Source organism: Brevundimonas sp. Soil_N_31 (assembly GCF_057655995.1).
Window position 1 is genome coordinate 1 of record NZ_JBDGLE010000014.1, and the last position, 18,286, is coordinate 18,286.

Below are 18,286 nucleotides of genomic sequence, written 5' to 3' on the forward strand. Positions count from 1 at the left end.
TTGATGTCGTCGATGATGTGGTAGCCGGCGTCGATCGCGCCGTACCAGCCATCAGGCTCAGCCGAAGCAGCGCCGGCTGCGAACAGCCCCGCCGCGGCGACACTGGCCAGAAGTTTCAGCTTCATGGTGTCCTCACACTCATAGTTGATCCGATGCCGACACATTCATACCGCATCGGCGCTCGAAATCCGAACGACGTTGCAGTGCAGCGGTTCCCTCGCCTAGCGTTGAATGTGGCGACTGTGGCGCCGTTTCAACATAAGAGTCAGTCGCCGTCGCAAGCCGGACAATAAGGCTTCACTGTAGCGGCGAGCATGAATGGGGAATGAACCGAACATGAGCATGCGCTTCGACGGACAGGTGGCGATCGTGACCGGGGCGGGCGGCGGGCTGGGGCGCCAGCACGCCCTGGCCCTGGCGCGACGCGGGGCCAGGGTGGTGGTCAACGACCTAGGCGGCGCCCGTGACGGCAGCGGCGGCTCCGCCAGCGCCGCCGAGGCCGTGATCGGGGAGATCCGGACGTTTGGCGGCGAGGCCGTCGCCAACGGCGCCTCCGTCACGGACGCGGCGGCGGTCCAGGCCATGGTCGCCGAAACCATGGCCGCCTGGGGCCGGATCGACATTCTGGTGAACAACGCCGGCATCCTGCGCGACAAGAGCTTCGCCAAGATGGAGCTGGAGGATTTTCGTCTCGTCGTGGACGTCCACCTGATGGGGGCGGTGAACTGCACCAAGGCTGTCTGGGACGTCATGCGTGCGCAGAATTACGGCCGGATCGTCATGACGACGTCGTCTTCCGGCCTTTTCGGCAATTTCGGCCAGTCGAATTACGGCGCGGCGAAAATGGCGCTGGTGGGGCTGATGCAGACCCTGTCGATCGAGGGCGCCAAGAACGACATTCGCGTCAACTGCCTGGCCCCGACCGCACACACCCGCATGACCGAAGACCTGCAGGGACTGCCGCTGGAGGCCCTGGCGCCCGAACTGGTCACGCCAGGGCTGTTGCATCTGGTCAGTCGCGACGCCCCGACCCGCGCCATCCTGGCCGCCGGCGCCGGCGGGTTCGAGCGCGCCTATGTCACCCTGACCCAGGGCGACTTCATCATCGGCGAGGACGCCGCCGAACAGGTCGCCACCCGGTTCGACGCCATTTCGGACCGGACGACCGAGATCGTACCGGAGATGGGCGCCGCCCAGGGCATGATCGAGTTGAACAAGGCCATGCGCGCCCATGAGGGCTGAAACGCCCTAGGACGGGCCTGCCATCGACAGCGGCGCGGCCATCAACGCTTTCACGTAACGGTCGCGCCAATGGGCGACGTCGGTGTCGCGCACCACCTGCATCAGCGCCTTCCACTTTCGGATACGCTCTTCCAGAGGCATGGTCAGAGCCTTGCGGATGGCGTCCGACAGTTCCTCCCGGCTGAACGGATTGACCAGCAGGGCCTCGCCCATCTGCTCGGCCGCCCCAGCGAAGCGCGACAGGATCAGCACGCCGGGATCCTCGGGATCCTGGGCCGCGACGTATTCCTTGGCCACCAGGTTCATGCCGTCGCGCAGCGGCGTCACCAGCCCCGCCCGAGCGGCGCGATAAATGCCCGCCAGCTGATCCCGTCGATAGGTGCGGTTCAGATAGCGGATCGGCTGCCAATCCATGTCGGCATGAGCGCCGTTGACGCGCCCGGCCAGAGCCTCCAGCCGCCCCCGCATGTCCTGGTAGGTGTCGACGTCATCGCGGGAGATCGGCGTCACCTGCAACAGGAAGACGTCGCCGCGCATGGCGGGATTGTCCTCCAGGAACTGCTCATAGCCGAGCAGCCTCTGCTCCAATCCCTTCGAGTAGTCGAGCCGATCCACGCCCACGATCATGGCGCGGAAGGCGGCCGAGGCCGACATGCGGTCATAGGTCTTCTGACCCAGCAAGGAATCGCGAGCCGCCAGAAAGCCGTCCACGTCAATGCCGATAGGAAAGACCCCGACCTGAACGCTGCGGCCGAAGGCGTGAACACGGCCTTCCTCCCCGATCCGCCCCTTGGCTTCGACCTCTACATAGCGCTGGAACAATTCCATCCACTCGCGGGTCTGAAAGCCCAGCAGATCAAAATGGAACATCGATTCCACCAGCCGCCGGTGATGCGGCAGAGTCACCAGCAACTGCCGCGCCGGCCAGGGCGTGTGCAGGAAGAAGCCGATGCGGTTCTTCACCCCCAGGCGGCGCAGATCCCGCGCCATGGGGATCATGTGATAGTCGTGGATCCAGAGGACGTCGTCGGGCTGGAGCAACGGCTGCAACACTTCGGCGAAGCGGCGGTTGGTGCGCTCATATCCTTCGCCATAGGACCGTTCATAAGCCGTCAGGTCGACGCGGTGATGGAACAGCGGCCACAGCGTCTTGTTGGCGTAGCCGTTGTAATATTCGTCGACGTCCTGCGGCTCCAGATCAACGGTGGCGACGGTGACGCCTGCGCGGTCCTCAATGTTCAGCTCGCCGGTGAAATGCTCGACCGTCTCGCCGGACCAGCCGAACCACAGGCCGTCGTATTTCCGCAGGGCCGCCGACAGGGCCATGGCCAGACCGCCGGCGGATCCTGCGGCCGGATCCTTGGGCGCCGAAACGCGGTTGGAGACGACAATCAACCGGCTCATCGCGCGTCCGTCCACGACCGACTGAGCAGGACCGCGCAGTTGATGATGCCCACCAGCGAATAGGTCTGCGGGTAGTTGCCCCACAGTTCGCCGTCCTGGATCGAGATGTCCTCGCTGAGCAGGCCCGCATGGGTGCGGCGGCTGAGCATCTCCTCGAAGATGATGCGCGCCTCCTCGACCCGGCCGTTCAGGGCCAGGGCCTCGATGTACCAGAAGGTGCAGAAGTTGAAGGCCGTCTCCGGCTCGCCGAAGTCATCGGGGTGGATATAGCGGAACAGATAGGGACCGCGCTTCAGGTCTCGCTCGACCGCCTCGAAGGTCTTCACCTGGCGCGGGTCGCGGGCGTCGAGGAAACCCAGGTCGGTCATCTGCAGCAAGGAAGCGTCCAGCTCGGTCCCGCCGAAGCTGGCGGCGAAGCGGCCCTCGTCCGGCAGATAGGCCTCTGCCTCGATACGCTCGCGGATAATGCGGGCGCGCTCGCGCCAGAACTCGCGCCGATCGTCCAGCCCCAGATGATGCGCCGCCTTGGCCAGACGATCGCAGGCCGCCCAGCACATGACCGAGGAATAAGTGTGCACCCGCGCGATGGTGCGAAACTCCCAAAGGCCGGCGTCGACCTGATCGTGCAGGGCGAAGGCGCGGTCGCCGACGGTCTCCAGGGCGCGGAAGTCCTCGATCGTGCCGGGCCGCAGCAGGCGCTGGTCGAAGAAGGCCTGAACCAGAGGCAGGACGATCTGACCGTAAACGTCGTGCTGAAGATGCTCGTGCGCCTGATTGCCGACGCGCACCGGCTTCATGCCGCGATAGCCCTCGACCGTATCGACGACGCGCTCGACGATGGCGGGCTCCAGCCCTACGCCATAGACCGGCTGGACATGGCCGCCCGCCGCGTCATCGACCAGATTGCGCAGATAGCCGAGATAGCTCTCGAGGATGTCCACCGCGCCCAGCCGGTTCAGCGCCCGCACCGTATAATAGGCGTCGCGGATCCAGCAGTAGCGATAGTCCCAGTTGCGCCCACTCTCCGGAAACTCGGGCACGGAGGTCGTCATGGCGGCGACGATGGCGCCCGTCTCTTCATAGACGCACAGCTTCAGGGTGATGGCGGCGCGGATTGCCGCCTCCTGCCAGTCCAGCGGCAGATAGAGGGTGCGGGTCCAGTGCTTCCAGTGGACGATCGTCTGGTCCAGCGCCGCATTGACGCCCGCCAGCACCGACTGGTCATAGCCTTCGTCCGGGCCGAGGAAGAAGGCCATCTCCTCTTCCAGCCGGAAGGTGCGTTCATCCAGCACATGACTGACCGGGCAGTTGGTGGTCAGGCGCAGGGTCACGTCGCTGCACAGATAGCGGATGTGGTTGGAACCCGAGGTGCGCTCCGCCGCCCGCGCGCCCCAATCGGCCGACGGGCGCAGGCGCATGGTGACGCGCGGCGCCCCCGACAGGGGCCGCACCACACGCCCGAAGGCGATCGGCCTATAGATGCGCGAGTGCTTGAGATGCCGCGGACAGAAATCCAGGATCTCAACCGCTGCCCCGTCTCCAGCCGTCAGCACGGTGCGCAGGACGGCGGTGTTGCGGACATAAGCCTGCTCGACCGCGACCTGCCCCTCAAGCTCCACCGCCCAGAAGCCGTGTTCCGGCGAGGCCCCGTCCATCAAGGCCGAAAAGACGGGATCGCCGTCGATGCGCGGAGCGCAGGCCCAGACGAACCGCCCCTGCCGATCGACTAGAGCGCTGACCGAACAATTGCCGATGGGAGCCAGATCCAGGTTGGGCGTCATGCGCGCGCCTCCTTCTCCTCTGCGGCCGCCGCGGCCAGAGCGCCGAGCCAGTCGAGCACCGCCTCCACGTTTTCGAGCCGATAGCGGGCCGCCGTCGGCCGCTCAGGCCCGACCAGGACGCCGAAGCCCCCTAGCGCTTCCGCCGCCCGGAAACCCGCCTCGTCGGTCAGGTCGTCGCCGACCATGACGGGCGTAGCGCCGGCGAAGGGCGCCTCGGCCATGAAAGCCGCCACGGCCGTGCCCTTGTCGGCGCCGGGCGTCTTGAGCTCCAGCACCATCGACCCCGGCTGAAGCGCCAGTCCGGTTTCGTCCGCCAGGGCGGTCGCCAGGGCCAGGGCCGCGTCGGCCTGGCTCGGCGCCTGACGGAAATGCAGCCCCGCCGACAGACCCTTGTCCTCGACCAGCACGCCGGGCCGCGCCTCGGCGAAGTCCTGGAAGGCGGCCAGCGCCGTCTTCACCGAAGGCGCAGGGTCGCGGGCGCTCAGCACGCCGTCTGCGCGGCGACGCTGCAAACCATGCACGCCCGAGGCTGCGCGCGCCGCCCCGTCGACGATACGGTCGATCTCGGCCAGGGTACGGCCGCTGACCACCGCGACCCGACCGCTCAGGGCATGGGTCAGTCGCTCAACGGTGCGGGTGCGGCGCGGCTCCGGCCCTACGGCGTCCGGCGTCGGCGCCAGCGGAGCCAGAACCCCGTCCAGATCAAGGAAAAGCGCCGCTCCGTTCAGACGGATCGGGGGCGCAGGCAGTGCGGGGCGCGCAAACCCCTGTGCAAAAGACATGCGTTTCAAGGTGCTTTCTGTGCGTGGGACATATGGCAACGCATGACGACCATAATGGTTGTCGCTATTCATCGTTCATTCACCCGCTGCGACGCCATTGTGCCGAACTCTCGAATGAGGCATTTGCCACTGCGCTACGAAGAGCCGCAGAAGCGGCCCCGGCGCCTGGAGCCGTCATGACTGCTTTTTCCGTTCCTTCCTCTCCTGAACAACTCGCGGCCATGTCTGATCGAGCGCGCGAAGTCGTGCGTCTGAACATAGAAGCTCTGGAGGCGTTGGAACGTTCGCTGGATTCCTCGATCGCGCGGGCGGCCGACATCATCCTGTCGCGCCCCGGCTATGTCGTGGTGACGGGCATGGGCAAGTCGGGCCACATCGGCGGCAAGATCGCCGCCACCCTGGCCTCGACCGGAACCAACTCCTTCTTCGTCCACCCGGCCGAGATGAGTCACGGCGACCTGGGGATGCTGCGCCCCGACACCACCCTGTTGGCGTTGTCCAACTCAGGCGAAAGCCGCGAACTGCGCGACCCGCTGATCTTCTGCGCGCGCAACGACATTCCGGTGATCGGCGTCACCCAGCGTCCGCAGAGCTTCCTGGGCCGTCACTCCGCCGTCTGCCTGACCATGCCCAAGGTGGCCGAGGCCTGCCCCAACGGCCTGGCGCCGACGACCTCGACGCTGATGTCCCTGGCCATGGGCGACGCCCTGGCCATGGTGCTGATGGACCGACGCGGCTTCACGCGGGAGGATTTCGGCCTGCACCACCCCGGCGGCGCCCTGGGCATGAGCCTGCAGACCGTGCGTGAATGGATGGGTGACAACGCCGCCGCCCCGGCCAGCGTGCCGCTGGACGCCGGCTTCGGCGCCGTCGTCTCGGCGATCACGGAAGGCCGCAAGGGCGCGGTCGCCGTACTGGCCGCCGACGGCGCCCTGGCCGGCATCATCACCGACGGCGACGTGCGCCGCGCCTTCGCCAACGACATCTCGGCCCTGCACGCCGAGGACATCATGAGCCGCAGTCCCATCACCGTCGATCCCGAGGCGCGCATGAGCGACGTCGTTGATCTGTTGACGGCCAACAAGATCAGCAATCTGTTCGTGCTCGAGGATCGTCGCCCGGTCGCCATCATCCACATCGCCGAGCTGATGCAGGCGGGCTACGTCTCCTGATGGTCGAGGATGTCCTCTTCGACGCCAGCCGGTTGCTCAGCCGAGCTGAGCGCAGCGCGCCGACCGGCGTGGATCGAGTCTGCCTGGCCTATGCCGAATGGCTGATCGAACATCCGACCTATCGGATGACGCCCGTACGGGCGCGCAGAGACCAACTGGCGCGCGTGGACAATGACTGGTTCCGCCAGCGGCTCGCTGAACTGCGGACACGCTGGACAGGCCCCGGCGTAGTGACCGAACTCGGCCCCGAAGCCCGCAAGCTGTTCGACGCCCTGCGCTCGCCGGACGACAGCGTCTCGATCATAGGGCGCGCGCCCGAAGAACAGGCCCCGCCCAAGACCAAGCCGAAGCGGATCTGGAAGCAGTACTTCAGGTCGCGTCGCATCGCCGCCCCCCCGTCGGCGCGCGCCTACATCAATGTCGGACATACGAGTCTGAACACACCGGACATCCTTACCGCCCTGGCTGGCGGAGGCATTGAGCGGATCATCATGGTTCATGATCTGATCCCCGTGACCCACCCGGAGTTCTGCCGTCCCGGCGACGGGCTGAAACATGAGCGACGAATGACCAACGTGTTGCGTCACGCCTCGCGGATCATCGTCAATTCCCAGTACACGGCCGACGAGCTGAAAAGCTTCGCCGACCAGTCGAACATCGCCGCCCCGCCGATCGACGTCGCGCACCTGGGGCTGGAGCGCACCTTCGACAGCCGCACCACGATTGCGCCGGCACGCCCCTACTTCCTTCACGTCGGCACGATCGAGGCGCGAAAGAACCTGGCCTTCCTGCTGACCGTCTGGCGGCGACTGCAAGAGACCATGGGCGCCGACACTCCCCGTCTGGTCCTGGTGGGCCGTTACGGCTGGGAAAACGAGGCCGTGCTGGATCACCTGCAACGCTCGCCCAATCTGCGCGGCCTCGTACATCAGGCCGAAAACCTGCCCGACTGCGCCCTTTCAGCTCTGATGCGAGGCGCACGCGCCATGGTCGCGCCATCATCGGTCGAAGGCTTCGACCTGCCCGCCGTCGAGGGCAGCGCCATGGGCGTGCCGCTCATCGCCTCCGACATCGCCGCTCACCGCGAACTGGTGCCGCACGCCCGTCTCATCGATCCGCTGGACGGCCTGGGATGGCTGGCCGCGCTTGAGGACTGGACCCGAAACCCGCCCGTCGCACCTCCCTATTCCGCACCCAACTGGGACCAGCATTTCGATGTCGTCCAGAAACGGGTGCTGTCTTCCTCTGGCGGCGCGACCGCCTGAAGGGTAAGCATCTGATGAAATTGAACAGAGGCCCCATGACCAGAACCGCCGCCAGCCTGCTCATCGTCGCTCTTCTGGCCGGGTGCTCGACCCTGCCCCGCGACGGGCCGTCCGGCCGCAACGTGGTTCAAGGCTCGTCCACCCCGGAACGGACGGGCGACTACGCGCTGGTCGACCTGGACTTTGCGCTGAGCGAACGCCTGAAGGCCGCGCCCCCGCCGTCCTTCTCGACCCTGGCTCTGGCTTCCAGCGACGCGCCTACGGACGTGATCGGCGTCGGCGACACCCTCGCCGTCAGCATCTTCGAGCCTGGCGGCAGCCTGTTCGGCGGCGGCTCGTCACGCGACGGCGCCAGCAGCGGCAACCAGACCCTGCCGCCGCTGATGGTCAACCGCAACGGCGCCGTTCCCATCCCCTTCGCCGGCGAAGTGCCCGTACAAGGGCTGACCCCGTCGCAGGCCTCGGCGGTCGTGCGCCGCGCCCTGACCGGCAAGGTCGCCAATCCGCAGGTGATCGTCACCATCGCCGGCAACGCCTCCAACGCCGTCTCCGTGCTGGGCGACGTCCGCAACCCGGGTCGTCAACCTCTGTCGGCCAACAGCGACCGCATTCTCGACGTCATCGCCGCCGCCGGCGGCCCGTCGCGCTCGCTTCACGACATCGACGTGCGCATCCAGCGTGACGGCAAGGTCTATACGGCCCCCATGTCGATCGTCACGACCGAGTTCAACGAGAATGTGCGCCTGCAAAGCGGCGATCAGGTCAACCTGGTCTATAAGCCCCGCCGCTTCAGCTCCTTCGGCGCCTTCAACGCCGTGGCGCGCAGCGAATTGCCGCCCGGCCCGCTGACCCTGGCCGAGGCGCTCAGCGGCGTCGGCGGGCTGGATTCCAACATCGCCAACGCCCGTTCGGTGCTGATCTTCCGCTTCGAACGGCCGGAAGTGGCCCAGGCGCTGGGCATCCAGCAGCCCGTCACCTCGCGCGGCGTGCCGGTGGTCTATCGCCTGAACCTGAACGAGGGCGAAGGCTTCTTCATCGCCAGCAACTTCCAGATGCAATCAGACGACCTCATCTATACGCCGCGCGCAGGCGCGGCCGAGATGCGCAAATTCTTCGAAGTGGTCCAGAGCATCACCCGCGTCGTCTATGACGTCTCGGTCACCGGCAATCTGGGCATCAACTAAGGCGATGCTGAGCCGCTTCGGACGCCGTCGCGACGACCGAGGCAGCGACGAGCAGGCTGTCGCGCTTCGCGACGCCGTGTCGGACGGCGTGGACAGCCTGCTTGGGGAAATCGCCGCCATAGAGGCGGCCGCGTGCGACGTCTATGGCCGCCATAATCTGCCCGCCCAGTGGGGTCAGTATCGCCGACAAGGTGAGAACGGCGCCTGGGAGAAACTGGCCGATCAACTCAGCCCTGCCGAAAAATGGGCGATGATCCAGGCTGCGCCGTCCGAAGAAGGCTGGCGCTTTGCCTCGCTGGACGGCATAGGCGCCCTCTCTGCGATCCCAGAGGTGCGACACGCCTCCGCCGTTCTGGCGGCCTGTCGCGGCCTGCGTCAGAGATTGACTGACGCCGAGCCCATAACGCCGCAGGATTTGGCCGACGCCATCCGCCTGGGCGCCGCCTGGCGTCGCCTGGACGCCGAGAGCGCCGCCTCTCCCCTGCTGTTCCAACCGCTCGCCAGCAGCCGCTAGGCGGACGCCAGTCCGGTCGCCGCGGCGAGCAGCTCGAGAGAGCGCACGCGGGCGGCCGGATCCCAGATCTGGCTGGTCAGCATCAGCTCGTCCGCCCCGGTCTGGGCGATGAAGGCGTCGAGGGCGGCCTTGGCCGTCGCGGGCGCGCCCACCGCCGAACAGGCCAGGGCGGCGTCGATCATGCCGCGCGCCGCGCCGTCCAGCCGTTCGTAATAACCCTCGACCGGCGGCGGCAGCTTGCCGGGACGGCCGCTTCTCAGGTTGACGAAGGCCTGCTGGACCGAGGTGAACAGCAGGCGCGCCGCCTCCTCCGTCTCGGCCACAAAGGCGTTGTAGCCCAGCATGACGTAGGGCTTTTCCAGGTACTGGGACGGACGGAAGGTCTGTCGATAGATGTCGAGGGCCCGCATCATCTCGCCCGGCGCGAAATGACTGGCGAAGGCGTAGGGCAGCCCCAGGTGCGCCGCCAGCTGGGCGCCGTAGGTCGAGGAGCCGAGGATCCAGACCGGCACGGCCTGCCCCTCGCCCGGATTGGCGATGATGCGCTGATCCGGCGTTGCGGGCGCGAACCACTGCATCAGCTCCATCACGTCCTGAGGGAAGGCGTCGTGGTCGCCCTGAAGCGTGCGGCGCAGCGCTCGCGCCGTCGCCTGGTCCGATCCAGGTGCCCGGCCGAGGCCCAGGTCGATCCGGCCGGGGTGGAGCGCGTTCAGGGTGCCGAACTGCTCGGCGATGACCAGGGGGGCGTGGTTGGGCAGCATGACCCCGCCGGCGCCGACGCGGATGGTCTTAGTCGCCGCCGCCACCGCGCCGATGACGACCGAGGTCGCGGCGCTGGCGATGCCCGGCATGTTGTGGTGCTCGGCCAGCCAGAAACGATTATAGCCCAGCCGCTCGGCGTGGCGGGCCAGATCGATGGTGTTGGCGAGCGCCTGGCCCACGTCGGAGCCTTCCGGCACGGGGGCGAGGTCGAGAATGGACAGAGGGATCATCCGACCGATATGGGGCCGCTTTTCAACGACGCCATACCGGCCGTGACGATCAATCGTCTATGGGCGGGCGCTTACTGACCGGCGGGGCAGTCGCCGATGCGCTCGGCGGTCATGGTGACCTTGGTCTGGGCCATCTGCGGCGTCGGCGCCGGGTCCATCTTGGTCGTGACCTCGGTGACGTAGCGGCTGTTGAAGTCGCCGGTCACTCGGATGGTGGAATCCGCCTTCATATTGCCCGGCAGGGTGCAGGACGAGGCGGCGACCATGGCGTCGCCCTGACGCGCGAACGGCTGAGTCGTACAGTCGGCGCCCGGCTGCTGGGCGCTGGCCGGGGCCTCCAGCTTGGCTTCCTTGATGCAGATTTCCTGCGGCGGCACGGCGGCGCCGCCCGGCATGCCTTCCATGGCCGTGGACACGCGCCACAGGCCCGGCTTGGGCGCATCGAGCGTCGCCGGCGCGGCGGCCGTCGAGGCGGTCTCAGCCCCGTCAGCGGCCGGGGTTTCGGCCTTGTTGCTGTTTCCGCAGGCCGACAGACCCAGCAGGCAGGCGACGGCGACGCCGCCGATAATCGCTGAACGCATGGAGCGCTCCCCTCTCGTTAAGAACCGAGGGGACAACGCCGTTCTGGCTTAACGGTTCACGCAGATGTGAGATTCAGTCGAGGACGACGCCCGTGGTGCGCATGATCTCGGCGCGCAGCTCGGGCAGGCCGAAGCCCTTTTCCGAGGAAGTGACGGCAACGTGCGGATAGGCGGCCGGGCGCTTGGAGATGGCCTTCAGCGTCGCCGCCTGGACCTTCTCCGCCTCGCCCTTCTTCAGCTTGTCGGCCTTGGTCAGGACGATCTGATAGGAGACGGCCGACAGGTCGAGGGCGTTCAGCGCCTCGTCATCCACCTTCTTCAGCCCGTGACGGGCGTCGATCAGCAGATAGACGCGCTTCAGCGTCACCCGGCCGCGCAGATAGTCGCGGCCCAGATCCTGGAACTTCTTGACCGTGGTCTTGGACGCCTTGGCCCAGCCGTAACCGGGCAGGTCGACCAGGCGCATCCGGCCGTCCAGGTCGAAGAAGTTGACCTCGCGCGTGCGGCCCGGCTCGTTCGAGGCGCGCGCCAGCTTGTGCATGCCGACCAGGCCGTTGATCAGGCTGGACTTGCCCACGTTGGAGCGGCCGGCGAAAGCGATCTCGGGCAGGTCCGGGGTCGGCAGCTGCTCGATCTTGGCGCAGCCCAGGACGAAGCTGGCCTGGCGCGCGAACAGGACGCGCGCCGCCTCGACCTCGGCGTCGGAATATTCACCGACCTTGGGCTCGTCAGAAGCGTCCAATCGATCAGGCCTTCTTGAAGCGGGCGAGGAAGGTGTCGATCGGGTTCTCGGCCTTGAAGCGGTGCATGATCACATACTGCTGGATGATCGACAGCACGTTGTTCCACGCCCAGTAGATCAGCAGGCCGGCCGCGAACGGGGCCATGATGAAGGTGAAGACGATCGGCATCAGGGCGAAGATCTGACGCTGCATCGGATCCTGCGCCGGCGGGTTCATCGCCATCTGCAGCCACATGGTGAAGCCATAGACCAGCGGCAGCACGCCCAGGTGCAGCGGGCCGTTCAGAATGCCGCCCAGAAGCGGCAGGGTCGCCGGATCCCACGGAATGGCGCCGAACAGGTTCCACACCGTCGAAGGGTCGCGCGCCGACAGGTCGCGGATCCAGCCGAAGAAGGGCGCGTGACGCATTTCGATGGTCACGAACAGCACCTTGTACAGGGCGTAGAAGACCGGGATCTGCACCACCATCGGCAGACAGCCCGCCAGCGGATTGATCTTCTCCCGCTGATAGAGGGCCATCATCTCCTGCTGCTGCTTCTGCGGCTCGGAGCCGTGCTTCTTCTTGATCTCCTCCATCTTGGGCTGGAGGTTCCGCATCTTCGACAGGCTCTCGTACGACTTGTTGGCCAGCGGGAAGAGGATCAGCTTGACCACCACCGTCAGGGCCAGGATGGCCAGGCCGAAGTTGCCCAGGACGCCGTAGAAGAACTCCACCACGGTGAAGATCGGGCGCGTCAGGAACCAGAACATGCCCCAGTCGATGGCGTAGACGAAGCGCGGCAGGTTCAGCGACTGCTCATAGGCCTTCAGCACCTCGGCGCGCTTGGCGCCGGCGAACAGACGCTGGGTCTCCTCGATCTGGCGGCCCGGCTGGATGGTGTGGGTGGCGCCCAGCATGGCGGCTTCGTGGATGTTCATCCCTTGCGCATCGCGCACCGAGAAACGGCCCTCGATGGTCTCGTCCTGGGTGGGAATCAGGGCCGCCAGCCAGTATTTGTCGGTGATGCCCAGCCAGCCGCCGGTCGATTGGTTCTCGATGCGCGGCTTCTTGGCCCAGTCCTTGTACTTGACCTGTTCGGTCGAATAGCCGTCGCCGTCGCCGAAGGTGCCGATGGCGCCTTCGTGCAGGATCATCTGCTTGCCCAGGTCGACCGGAACGCCCTGGCGCTCGACGCGGCCGTAGGGGGCGATGGCGATAGCCTGGGTTCCCAGGTTGGCGACCGTGTCCTTGACCGTGAACATATACTGCTCGTCGATCGAGACGACGCGGGTGAAACGCAGGCCCGAGCCGTTGTCCCAGGTCAGTTCGACCGGGGTGGTCGGCGTCAGGGTCGAACCCTTGGTCAGGCGCCAGACGGTGTTGGGGCCAGGCACGCCGCCGGCGACGTTCGGGCCGCTCCAGCCGAACTGGGCGAAATAGGCGTGCTCCATGCCCTGCGGGCGGAACAGCTCGACCGGCGGCGAATTCTTGTCCAGCGTTTCCTTGTAGTTCGTCAGGTACAGGTCGTCGATGCGCGCGCCCTGCAGCGACAGCGAACCCTTCAGGGTCGGGGTCTGGATCGGCACCCGCGCGACCGTGCCCAGAGCCTGGGCGCGGTCCTTGATGAAGACGCCCGGCGCGGCGCCCGACGGCGTCAGGCCGGCGTCGGCCGAGGCCTCGCGCGCCTTCTGCTGCTCGGCGGCGACGATCTGCGCCTGACGGCGGCTCTCGGCCTGCGGGCGCATCACCATGAAGTAGTAGACGCCCATGATCAGGGCCGCGCACACGAAGAAGATGATGGTGTTGCGCGAGTTCTCGTTCTGCATCGGAATCAGCGGTCCTGGTCGGCGGGGCGCGGGTCGGGGGCGGCGCGGGCGGTCGAAACGGCCCGGTCTCCCATATCGGGAGCCGCGCGCGGGGTTGCGAGCCTTGTAAGGGCCGATTTCACATCGTCAAGCAAGCGGTCCCAGTCGCGGTCCGCCGTGCCCATGCGGGCGATGAACACATAGTCGCATCCAGCCCGCCCGTGCAGGGGCGTCAGCAGCCGGGCCGCCTCGCGCAGACGCCGCTTGGCGCGGTTGCGCACGACGGCGCCGCCGATCTTGCGGGTGGCGGTGAATCCCAGGCGCACCGAGGGGTCGCCGTCGCCGCGATCCAGTTGCTGGACCACCACGGCGCCGCGGGCCTGAGAAACGCCTTTGGCGGCCGCCAGAAACTGGGGCCGCCTCAACAGGCGATCGATTTTCATCAGATCGGTCATGCGCCCCGCCCTGAAGGGTAATGGGCGCGTGACGTCAGGCCGTCAGGCGCTTACGGCCTTTGGCGCGGCGACGCGCGACAATCTTTTGACCGTTCTTGGTGGCCATCCGCGAACGGAAGCCGTGACGGCGCTTGCGCACGAGTCGCGACGGCTGATAGGTCCGCTTCACGGTCGGCTCCGGGTTACTGGGGTTGGCGACAGACACAAGCGTCAGCCGCGAGAGAGGCGGGCGTATAAGCGGCGGCAGGACGAGAGTCAACGCCGAAGCGGCTTTTCCACATCGCCGACAGGGGCGCACGGCGTCTGGAAATACGCTAAGGATGTCAGGAAGAAGAGGACGGAGCGCGGCTTGGACCGGGTCAAAAGATTTCTGCCCCTGGCCCTGCTGCTGGCCGCCGTCGCCCTGATCTTCGGCATGGGCTGGAATCGCTACCTGTCGCTGGACACCCTGCGCGAGCATGGAACGGCGCTGGAGGCCCTGACCGCTCAGCACTATCTGCTGATGCTGGGCGCCCTGATGCTGATCTTCGCCCTGCTGACGGCCAGCGTGGTGCCGGGCGTGGTCTTCATCACCGTGACGGCGGGCTATCTGTTCGGGCCGTGGGTCGGCGGCGTCGCCACCGCCTTCGCCGCCACCGTCGGCGCCCTGGCCGTCTATTATGTGGGGCGCACCGCCCTGGGCGATTCCCTGCGCCGCCGCGCCGCCGCCGATACGGGTCTGCTGAACAAGGTCTGCGCCGGGGTGGACAAGAACACCTTCTGGTATGTGCTGGTCGCGCGCCTGGTCGTCACCGTGCCCTTCCACATGATCAATGTGGCGGCGGGCGTGATGGCGGCGCCGCTGCGGCCCTATGTCGTCGCCACCTTTATCGGCCTGTTGCCCGCGCACACCATCTATTGCTGGATCGGCGACAGCCTGCACGACGTTCTGGTCACGGACCCGAATCCTGACATTCGGAGCCTGTTCGCGGAATTCTTCTGGCCTCTGATGGGGGTAGCCTTCCTGTCCATGCTGCTGCCCCTGCTGCTCAAGCTGGCCCAGAAGCTGCGCGCCCGCCCCCGCATGGAGGCGTCATGACGGAACGCGAGGCCCTTCCGACCGACGTGCAGACGCCCCTGTCCCCGGCGACGGCCGCCAGGCCGCCTGCGACGCGACCCGCCCCGTGGAACGTCCTGCGCCAGCGGCTGCAGCCCCGCGCGCCCGACGGCCTGTCCAGCCGCCTGCTGCTGCTGACCGTCGCCTTCACCCTGGCGGTCGCCGCCCTGATCATCGTGCCGAGCGCCGCCTCCTTCCAGGAGCGGTGGCTGATGGACCGGCTGCAGGCGGCTGAGCTGGCCTCGGTCGGGGTCGAGGCCCTGCCCTATTCCGCCGTCGAGGATTCCACCGCCGAACAGTTGCTGAGCATCGGCGGGGTGCAGTCGGTCGTCATCGGCGAACAGGGGGTGCGGCGCCTGCTGCTGCAAGCCCCCAACCTGCCGCGCGCGCCCGAACTGATCGACCTGCGCCAGCGCAACGTCGGGGCGCGGCTGCTGGACCCGTGGAAGACGCTGTTCGGCCACCCCGACCGTTCGCTGCGGGTGCAGGCGGCGCCGCGCTATCGCTCGGGCGATCTGGTCGAGATCCTGGCCCCGGCCCAGCCGCTGAAGAAGGAGCTGGAGGGCTTCCTCGTCAACAGCCTGATGATGTCGCTGCTGATCGCGGCGGTGGCCGGCGGCCTGCTCTACGCCTCCCTGTCGATGCTGGTGCTGCAGCCCCTGCGCCGCGTCACCCGCTCGATCGAACGCTTCGCCGCCAATCCGGAAAGCCCCGCCGAAACGCCCTCGGACCGTCAGGACGAGATCGGCCGGGTCGAACGCGAACTGGCCCGGATGCAGGAGGAGGTGCGCCAGTCCCTGCGCTCGCGCGCCCGCCTGGCGGCGCTGGGCGAGGCGGTGGCCAAGATCAATCACGACCTGCGCAACATGCTGACCTCGGCCCAGATGGCGTCCGAACGGCTGTCGACCTCGTCCGATCCCCTGGTGGCGACGGCCCTGCCCCGGCTGGAGCGGGCGCTGGACCGGGCCTCGACCCTGGCGCGCAATGTCCTGGCCTATGGCAAGACCGAGGAGCCCGCGCCCCAGCTTCAGAAGATGCTGCTGGCCCGCGCCGTGGCCGCCGCCGCCGAGGACGCGGGGCTGGAGCCGGACGGCGTGCGGCTGGTGCGCGACCTGCCCGCCCGCTTCACCGTCAACGCCGACCCGGACCAGCTTCATCGCATCCTGGTCAATCTGATGCGCAACGCCCGCCAGGCCATCGAGGCCGCGCCGGAAAGCCACGCCGCAGGCAAGGGCAAGGGCTCGATCACGGTCAGCGCCGAGGCCCGCGACGGCATGGCCGCCATCGGCGTGCGCGACGACGGCCCCGGCATCCCGCCGCGCCTGGCCGATCGCCTGTTCGAACCCTTCGTCAGCGGCGGCGGGGCCGACGGCACGGGCCTGGGTCTGACCATTTCACGCGAGCTGGCAGTCAATCACGGCGGCGCCCTGACGCTGCTGGACACCGGACCGCAGGGCACGCGTTTCGAGCTTCTGCTGCCGCTGTAGGACGCCGCACGGCAGCCTTACGCCGCGCCAGACGTTGTTTCCTTTGAAAGCCGAAAGCGCCAAGCTTGCGGTCCTTCGTATCCTCCCCTGCAAGGAGAGCCCCATGACCCGCCCACTGTCCTCGCAAACCCGCCCCATCCGTCCTCTGGCGGCGCTGATGCTGACCACGACCCTGGCCGTCTCGCTGACGGTCGGCTCCGCCTACGCTCAGAGCCAGAGCCAGAGCCCAGCCCGCCCGCAACCGGCGCCGAAAGATCCCGTGGCCGAAATGCTGCTGTCCAAGGGCGAGCGCTATCACCGCGCGCCGGATTCGGCTCAAGACCCCGACGAGTTGCGCCAGACCCAGGCCCTGAACGCCGAGATCGTGGCCCAGAACGACCTGGCCGAAAACGAAGACCGCGCCAATCAGTCCGCCCAGGCAGAGGCCCAGCGCCGCTGGCAGGCCGAGGTGGTTCAGACCGAGGCCCAGGCGCGCGCCGATCGCGAACGTCACGAGGCGGACCTGCGCGCCGCCGACGAGGCCCAGGCCCGCTATGAACGCGACATGGCCGACTGGCGCGCCACCGCCGCCGCCTGCCAGCGCGGCGACACGGCGCGCTGCAACGCAGGCCGCAAGACGCCGAACTGAGGCTTCAGACAGGCAAAGAGCGCCGCCGACCTGCGTCGGGGCGCCCTTTTTCTCGCTTGCCGCTGGACCGGATCAGGCCTCTGCGGATTCCGTGCGGCGTTTCATCATGTTGTCGAAGCTGTCCCAGACGCCGTCGGCGCCGTGCCAGGCGCCTTGCGTGGCGGCCTTGGAGTATTCGGTGGCGCGCGCCTCGAAGAAGTTGGCGTGTTCGACGCCCGACAGCAGGGCCTGCAGCCACGGCAGCGGGTTTTCCGTCACGCCATAGACTTCCGGCAGGTGCAGCTGGCGCAGGCGCCAGTCGGCGATGAAGCGGATGTAGGCCTTGATGTCGTCCGGCGTCATGCCGTTCACCGGGCCCATTTCGAAAGCCAGGTCGATGAACTTGTCCTCCATCTCGATCACCGTCTTGCAGCAGTCGACGATGTCGTCGGCCACGGCCTTGGTGACAGCGCCCGTCTCCTTGTTGAAGGCGTGGTACAGCTTGATGATGCCTTCGCAGTGCAGGCTCTCGTCGCGCACCGACCAGGACACGATCTGGCCCATGCCCTTCATCTTGGACTGGCGCGGGAAGTTCATCAGCATGGCGAAGCTGGCGAACAGCTGCAGCCCTTCGGAGAAGCCCCCGAACATGGCCAGGGTGCGGCAGATGTCGGCGTCGGTGTCGACCCCGAACTGACCCATGAAGTCATGCTTGTCGCGCATGGCCTCGTATTCCATGAAGGCGCCGAACTCGCTCTCGGGCATGCCGATGGTTTCGAGCAGCAGGGCGTAGGCCGCGATATGGATGGTCTCCATATTGGCGAAGGACGCCAGCATCATCTTCACTTCGGTCGGTTTGAACACCCGGCCGTAGCGCTCCATGTAGTTGTCCTGGACCTCGATGTCGGCCTGGGTGAAGAAGCGGAAGATCTGCGTCAGCAGATTGCGCTCGCTGTCGGTCAGGTTGGCGGCCCAGTCCTTGACGTCCTCGCCCATTGGGACTTCCTCGGGCATCCAGTGGACCTGCTGCTGCTTCTTCCACATGTCGAAGGCCCACGGGTAGCGGAAGGGCTTGTAGGCGGCCGAAGGGGTCAGCAGGCCGGGCGTGCCGGGACGAATGATCGTGGCGGGAGCGTTCATCGAAGAAGACCTGAGGCGAATCCGGAGAAGGTGCGTTCACCATGCGTCCGGCAGCG

The 18,286-nt window shown here is 67.2% G+C and carries 18 protein-coding genes; 8 read left to right on the plus strand and 10 right to left on the minus strand.

Features of this window, described 5'->3' with window-relative positions; translation table 11 throughout:
- Positions 1-336: 336 nt before the first annotated feature.
- Positions 337-1,242, plus strand: coding sequence for an SDR family NAD(P)-dependent oxidoreductase (locus AC3A3G_RS15660; protein WP_487488674.1), 906 nt, complete (start codon positions 337-339; stop codon positions 1,240-1,242).
- A 6-nt stretch (positions 1,243-1,248) separates the two neighbouring features.
- On the opposite strand, the gene AC3A3G_RS15665 is transcribed toward AC3A3G_RS15660, so the two are convergent.
- The 3 genes from AC3A3G_RS15665 to otsB are packed head-to-tail and all read right to left on the minus strand — an operon-like array spanning position 1,249 to position 5,209.
- Positions 1,249-2,646, minus strand: a complete 1,398-nt coding sequence (locus AC3A3G_RS15665; RefSeq protein ID WP_487488675.1) for an alpha,alpha-trehalose-phosphate synthase (UDP-forming) — start codon at positions 2,644-2,646, stop codon at positions 1,249-1,251.
- Positions 2,643-4,427, minus strand: coding sequence for a glycoside hydrolase family 15 protein (locus tag AC3A3G_RS15670; protein WP_487488676.1), 1,785 nt, complete (start codon positions 4,425-4,427; stop codon positions 2,643-2,645). The genes AC3A3G_RS15665 and AC3A3G_RS15670 overlap by 4 nt, the downstream gene beginning before the upstream one ends.
- Positions 4,424-5,209 (minus strand): trehalose-phosphatase, encoded by a 786-nt coding sequence (gene otsB, locus AC3A3G_RS15675; protein ID WP_487488682.1) that lies wholly within the window; start codon positions 5,207-5,209, stop codon positions 4,424-4,426. The genes AC3A3G_RS15670 and otsB overlap by 4 nt, the downstream gene beginning before the upstream one ends.
- 221 nt (positions 5,210-5,430) lie before the next feature.
- Between otsB and AC3A3G_RS15680 the strand changes: the two genes are divergently transcribed.
- From AC3A3G_RS15680 to AC3A3G_RS15695, 4 genes are read left to right on the plus strand one after another with little or no spacing between them, the layout of a single operon-like run.
- Positions 5,431-6,381: a KpsF/GutQ family sugar-phosphate isomerase gene (locus tag AC3A3G_RS15680; protein ID WP_234288020.1), complete on the plus strand. Its 951-nt coding sequence runs from the start codon at positions 5,431-5,433 to the stop codon at positions 6,379-6,381.
- Positions 6,381-7,646, plus strand: coding sequence for a glycosyltransferase family 4 protein (locus AC3A3G_RS15685; protein WP_200216491.1), 1,266 nt, complete (start codon positions 6,381-6,383; stop codon positions 7,644-7,646). Before AC3A3G_RS15680 ends, AC3A3G_RS15685 begins: the two co-directional genes overlap by 1 nt.
- A 35-nt stretch (positions 7,647-7,681) precedes the next feature.
- The gene (locus AC3A3G_RS15690; protein ID WP_200216493.1) at positions 7,682-8,830 is read left to right on the plus strand and encodes a polysaccharide biosynthesis/export family protein; all 1,149 of its coding nucleotides are present in this window, start codon (positions 7,682-7,684) and stop codon (positions 8,828-8,830) included.
- A gap of 4 nt (positions 8,831-8,834) precedes the next feature.
- Positions 8,835-9,344, plus strand: coding sequence for a hypothetical protein (locus AC3A3G_RS15695; protein WP_200216495.1), 510 nt, complete (start codon positions 8,835-8,837; stop codon positions 9,342-9,344).
- On the opposite strand, the gene AC3A3G_RS15700 is transcribed toward AC3A3G_RS15695, so the two are convergent.
- The 6 genes from AC3A3G_RS15700 to rpmH all read right to left on the minus strand — a co-directional run bounded on the left by AC3A3G_RS15700 (position 9,341) and on the right by rpmH (position 14,069).
- Positions 9,341-10,336, minus strand: a complete 996-nt coding sequence (locus AC3A3G_RS15700) for an LLM class flavin-dependent oxidoreductase (RefSeq protein WP_200216497.1) — start codon at positions 10,334-10,336, stop codon at positions 9,341-9,343. The genes AC3A3G_RS15695 and AC3A3G_RS15700 overlap by 4 nt on opposite strands.
- Before the next feature lie 71 nt (positions 10,337-10,407).
- Positions 10,408-10,917 carry a DUF3617 domain-containing protein gene (locus AC3A3G_RS15705; RefSeq protein WP_200168715.1) on the minus strand — a complete coding sequence of 170 codons (510 nt, stop codon included), beginning with the start codon at positions 10,915-10,917 and terminating at the stop codon, positions 10,408-10,410.
- 73 nt (positions 10,918-10,990) lie between these two features.
- A complete protein-coding gene (gene yihA, locus AC3A3G_RS15710) occupies positions 10,991-11,659 on the minus strand; it encodes a ribosome biogenesis GTP-binding protein YihA/YsxC (RefSeq protein WP_125899343.1) in 669 nt (222 codons plus the stop codon).
- A 4-nt stretch (positions 11,660-11,663) separates the two neighbouring features.
- The gene (yidC, locus tag AC3A3G_RS15715; RefSeq protein WP_200216498.1) at positions 11,664-13,466 is read right to left on the minus strand and encodes a membrane protein insertase YidC; all 1,803 of its coding nucleotides are present in this window, start codon (positions 13,464-13,466) and stop codon (positions 11,664-11,666) included.
- 5 nt (positions 13,467-13,471) lie between these two features.
- Entirely contained in the window at positions 13,472-13,900 is a 429-nt protein-coding gene (rnpA, locus tag AC3A3G_RS15720) for a ribonuclease P protein component (protein ID WP_200168717.1), read from the minus strand.
- A gap of 34 nt (positions 13,901-13,934) precedes the next feature.
- A complete protein-coding gene (rpmH, locus tag AC3A3G_RS15725; protein WP_003164000.1) occupies positions 13,935-14,069 on the minus strand; it encodes a 50S ribosomal protein L34 in 135 nt (44 codons plus the stop codon).
- A 180-nt stretch (positions 14,070-14,249) separates the two neighbouring features.
- On the opposite strand from rpmH, the gene AC3A3G_RS15730 reads away from it, so the two are divergent.
- The 3 genes from AC3A3G_RS15730 to AC3A3G_RS15740 all read left to right on the plus strand — a co-directional run bounded on the left by AC3A3G_RS15730 (position 14,250) and on the right by AC3A3G_RS15740 (position 17,111).
- Entirely contained in the window at positions 14,250-14,978 is a 729-nt protein-coding gene (locus tag AC3A3G_RS15730; protein ID WP_125899346.1) for a TVP38/TMEM64 family protein, read from the plus strand.
- Positions 14,975-16,483: a sensor histidine kinase gene (locus AC3A3G_RS15735; protein ID WP_487488677.1), complete on the plus strand. Its 1,509-nt coding sequence runs from the start codon at positions 14,975-14,977 to the stop codon at positions 16,481-16,483. The genes AC3A3G_RS15730 and AC3A3G_RS15735 overlap by 4 nt, the downstream gene beginning before the upstream one ends.
- A 103-nt stretch (positions 16,484-16,586) precedes the next feature.
- Positions 16,587-17,111: a cell wall hydrolase gene (locus tag AC3A3G_RS15740; RefSeq protein ID WP_487488678.1), complete on the plus strand. Its 525-nt coding sequence runs from the start codon at positions 16,587-16,589 to the stop codon at positions 17,109-17,111.
- 72 nt (positions 17,112-17,183) lie between these two features.
- On the opposite strand, the gene AC3A3G_RS15745 is transcribed toward AC3A3G_RS15740, so the two are convergent.
- Positions 17,184-18,230: a ribonucleotide-diphosphate reductase subunit beta gene (locus tag AC3A3G_RS15745; protein WP_087140422.1), complete on the minus strand. Its 1,047-nt coding sequence runs from the start codon at positions 18,228-18,230 to the stop codon at positions 17,184-17,186.
- Positions 18,231-18,286 lie beyond the last annotated feature (56 nt).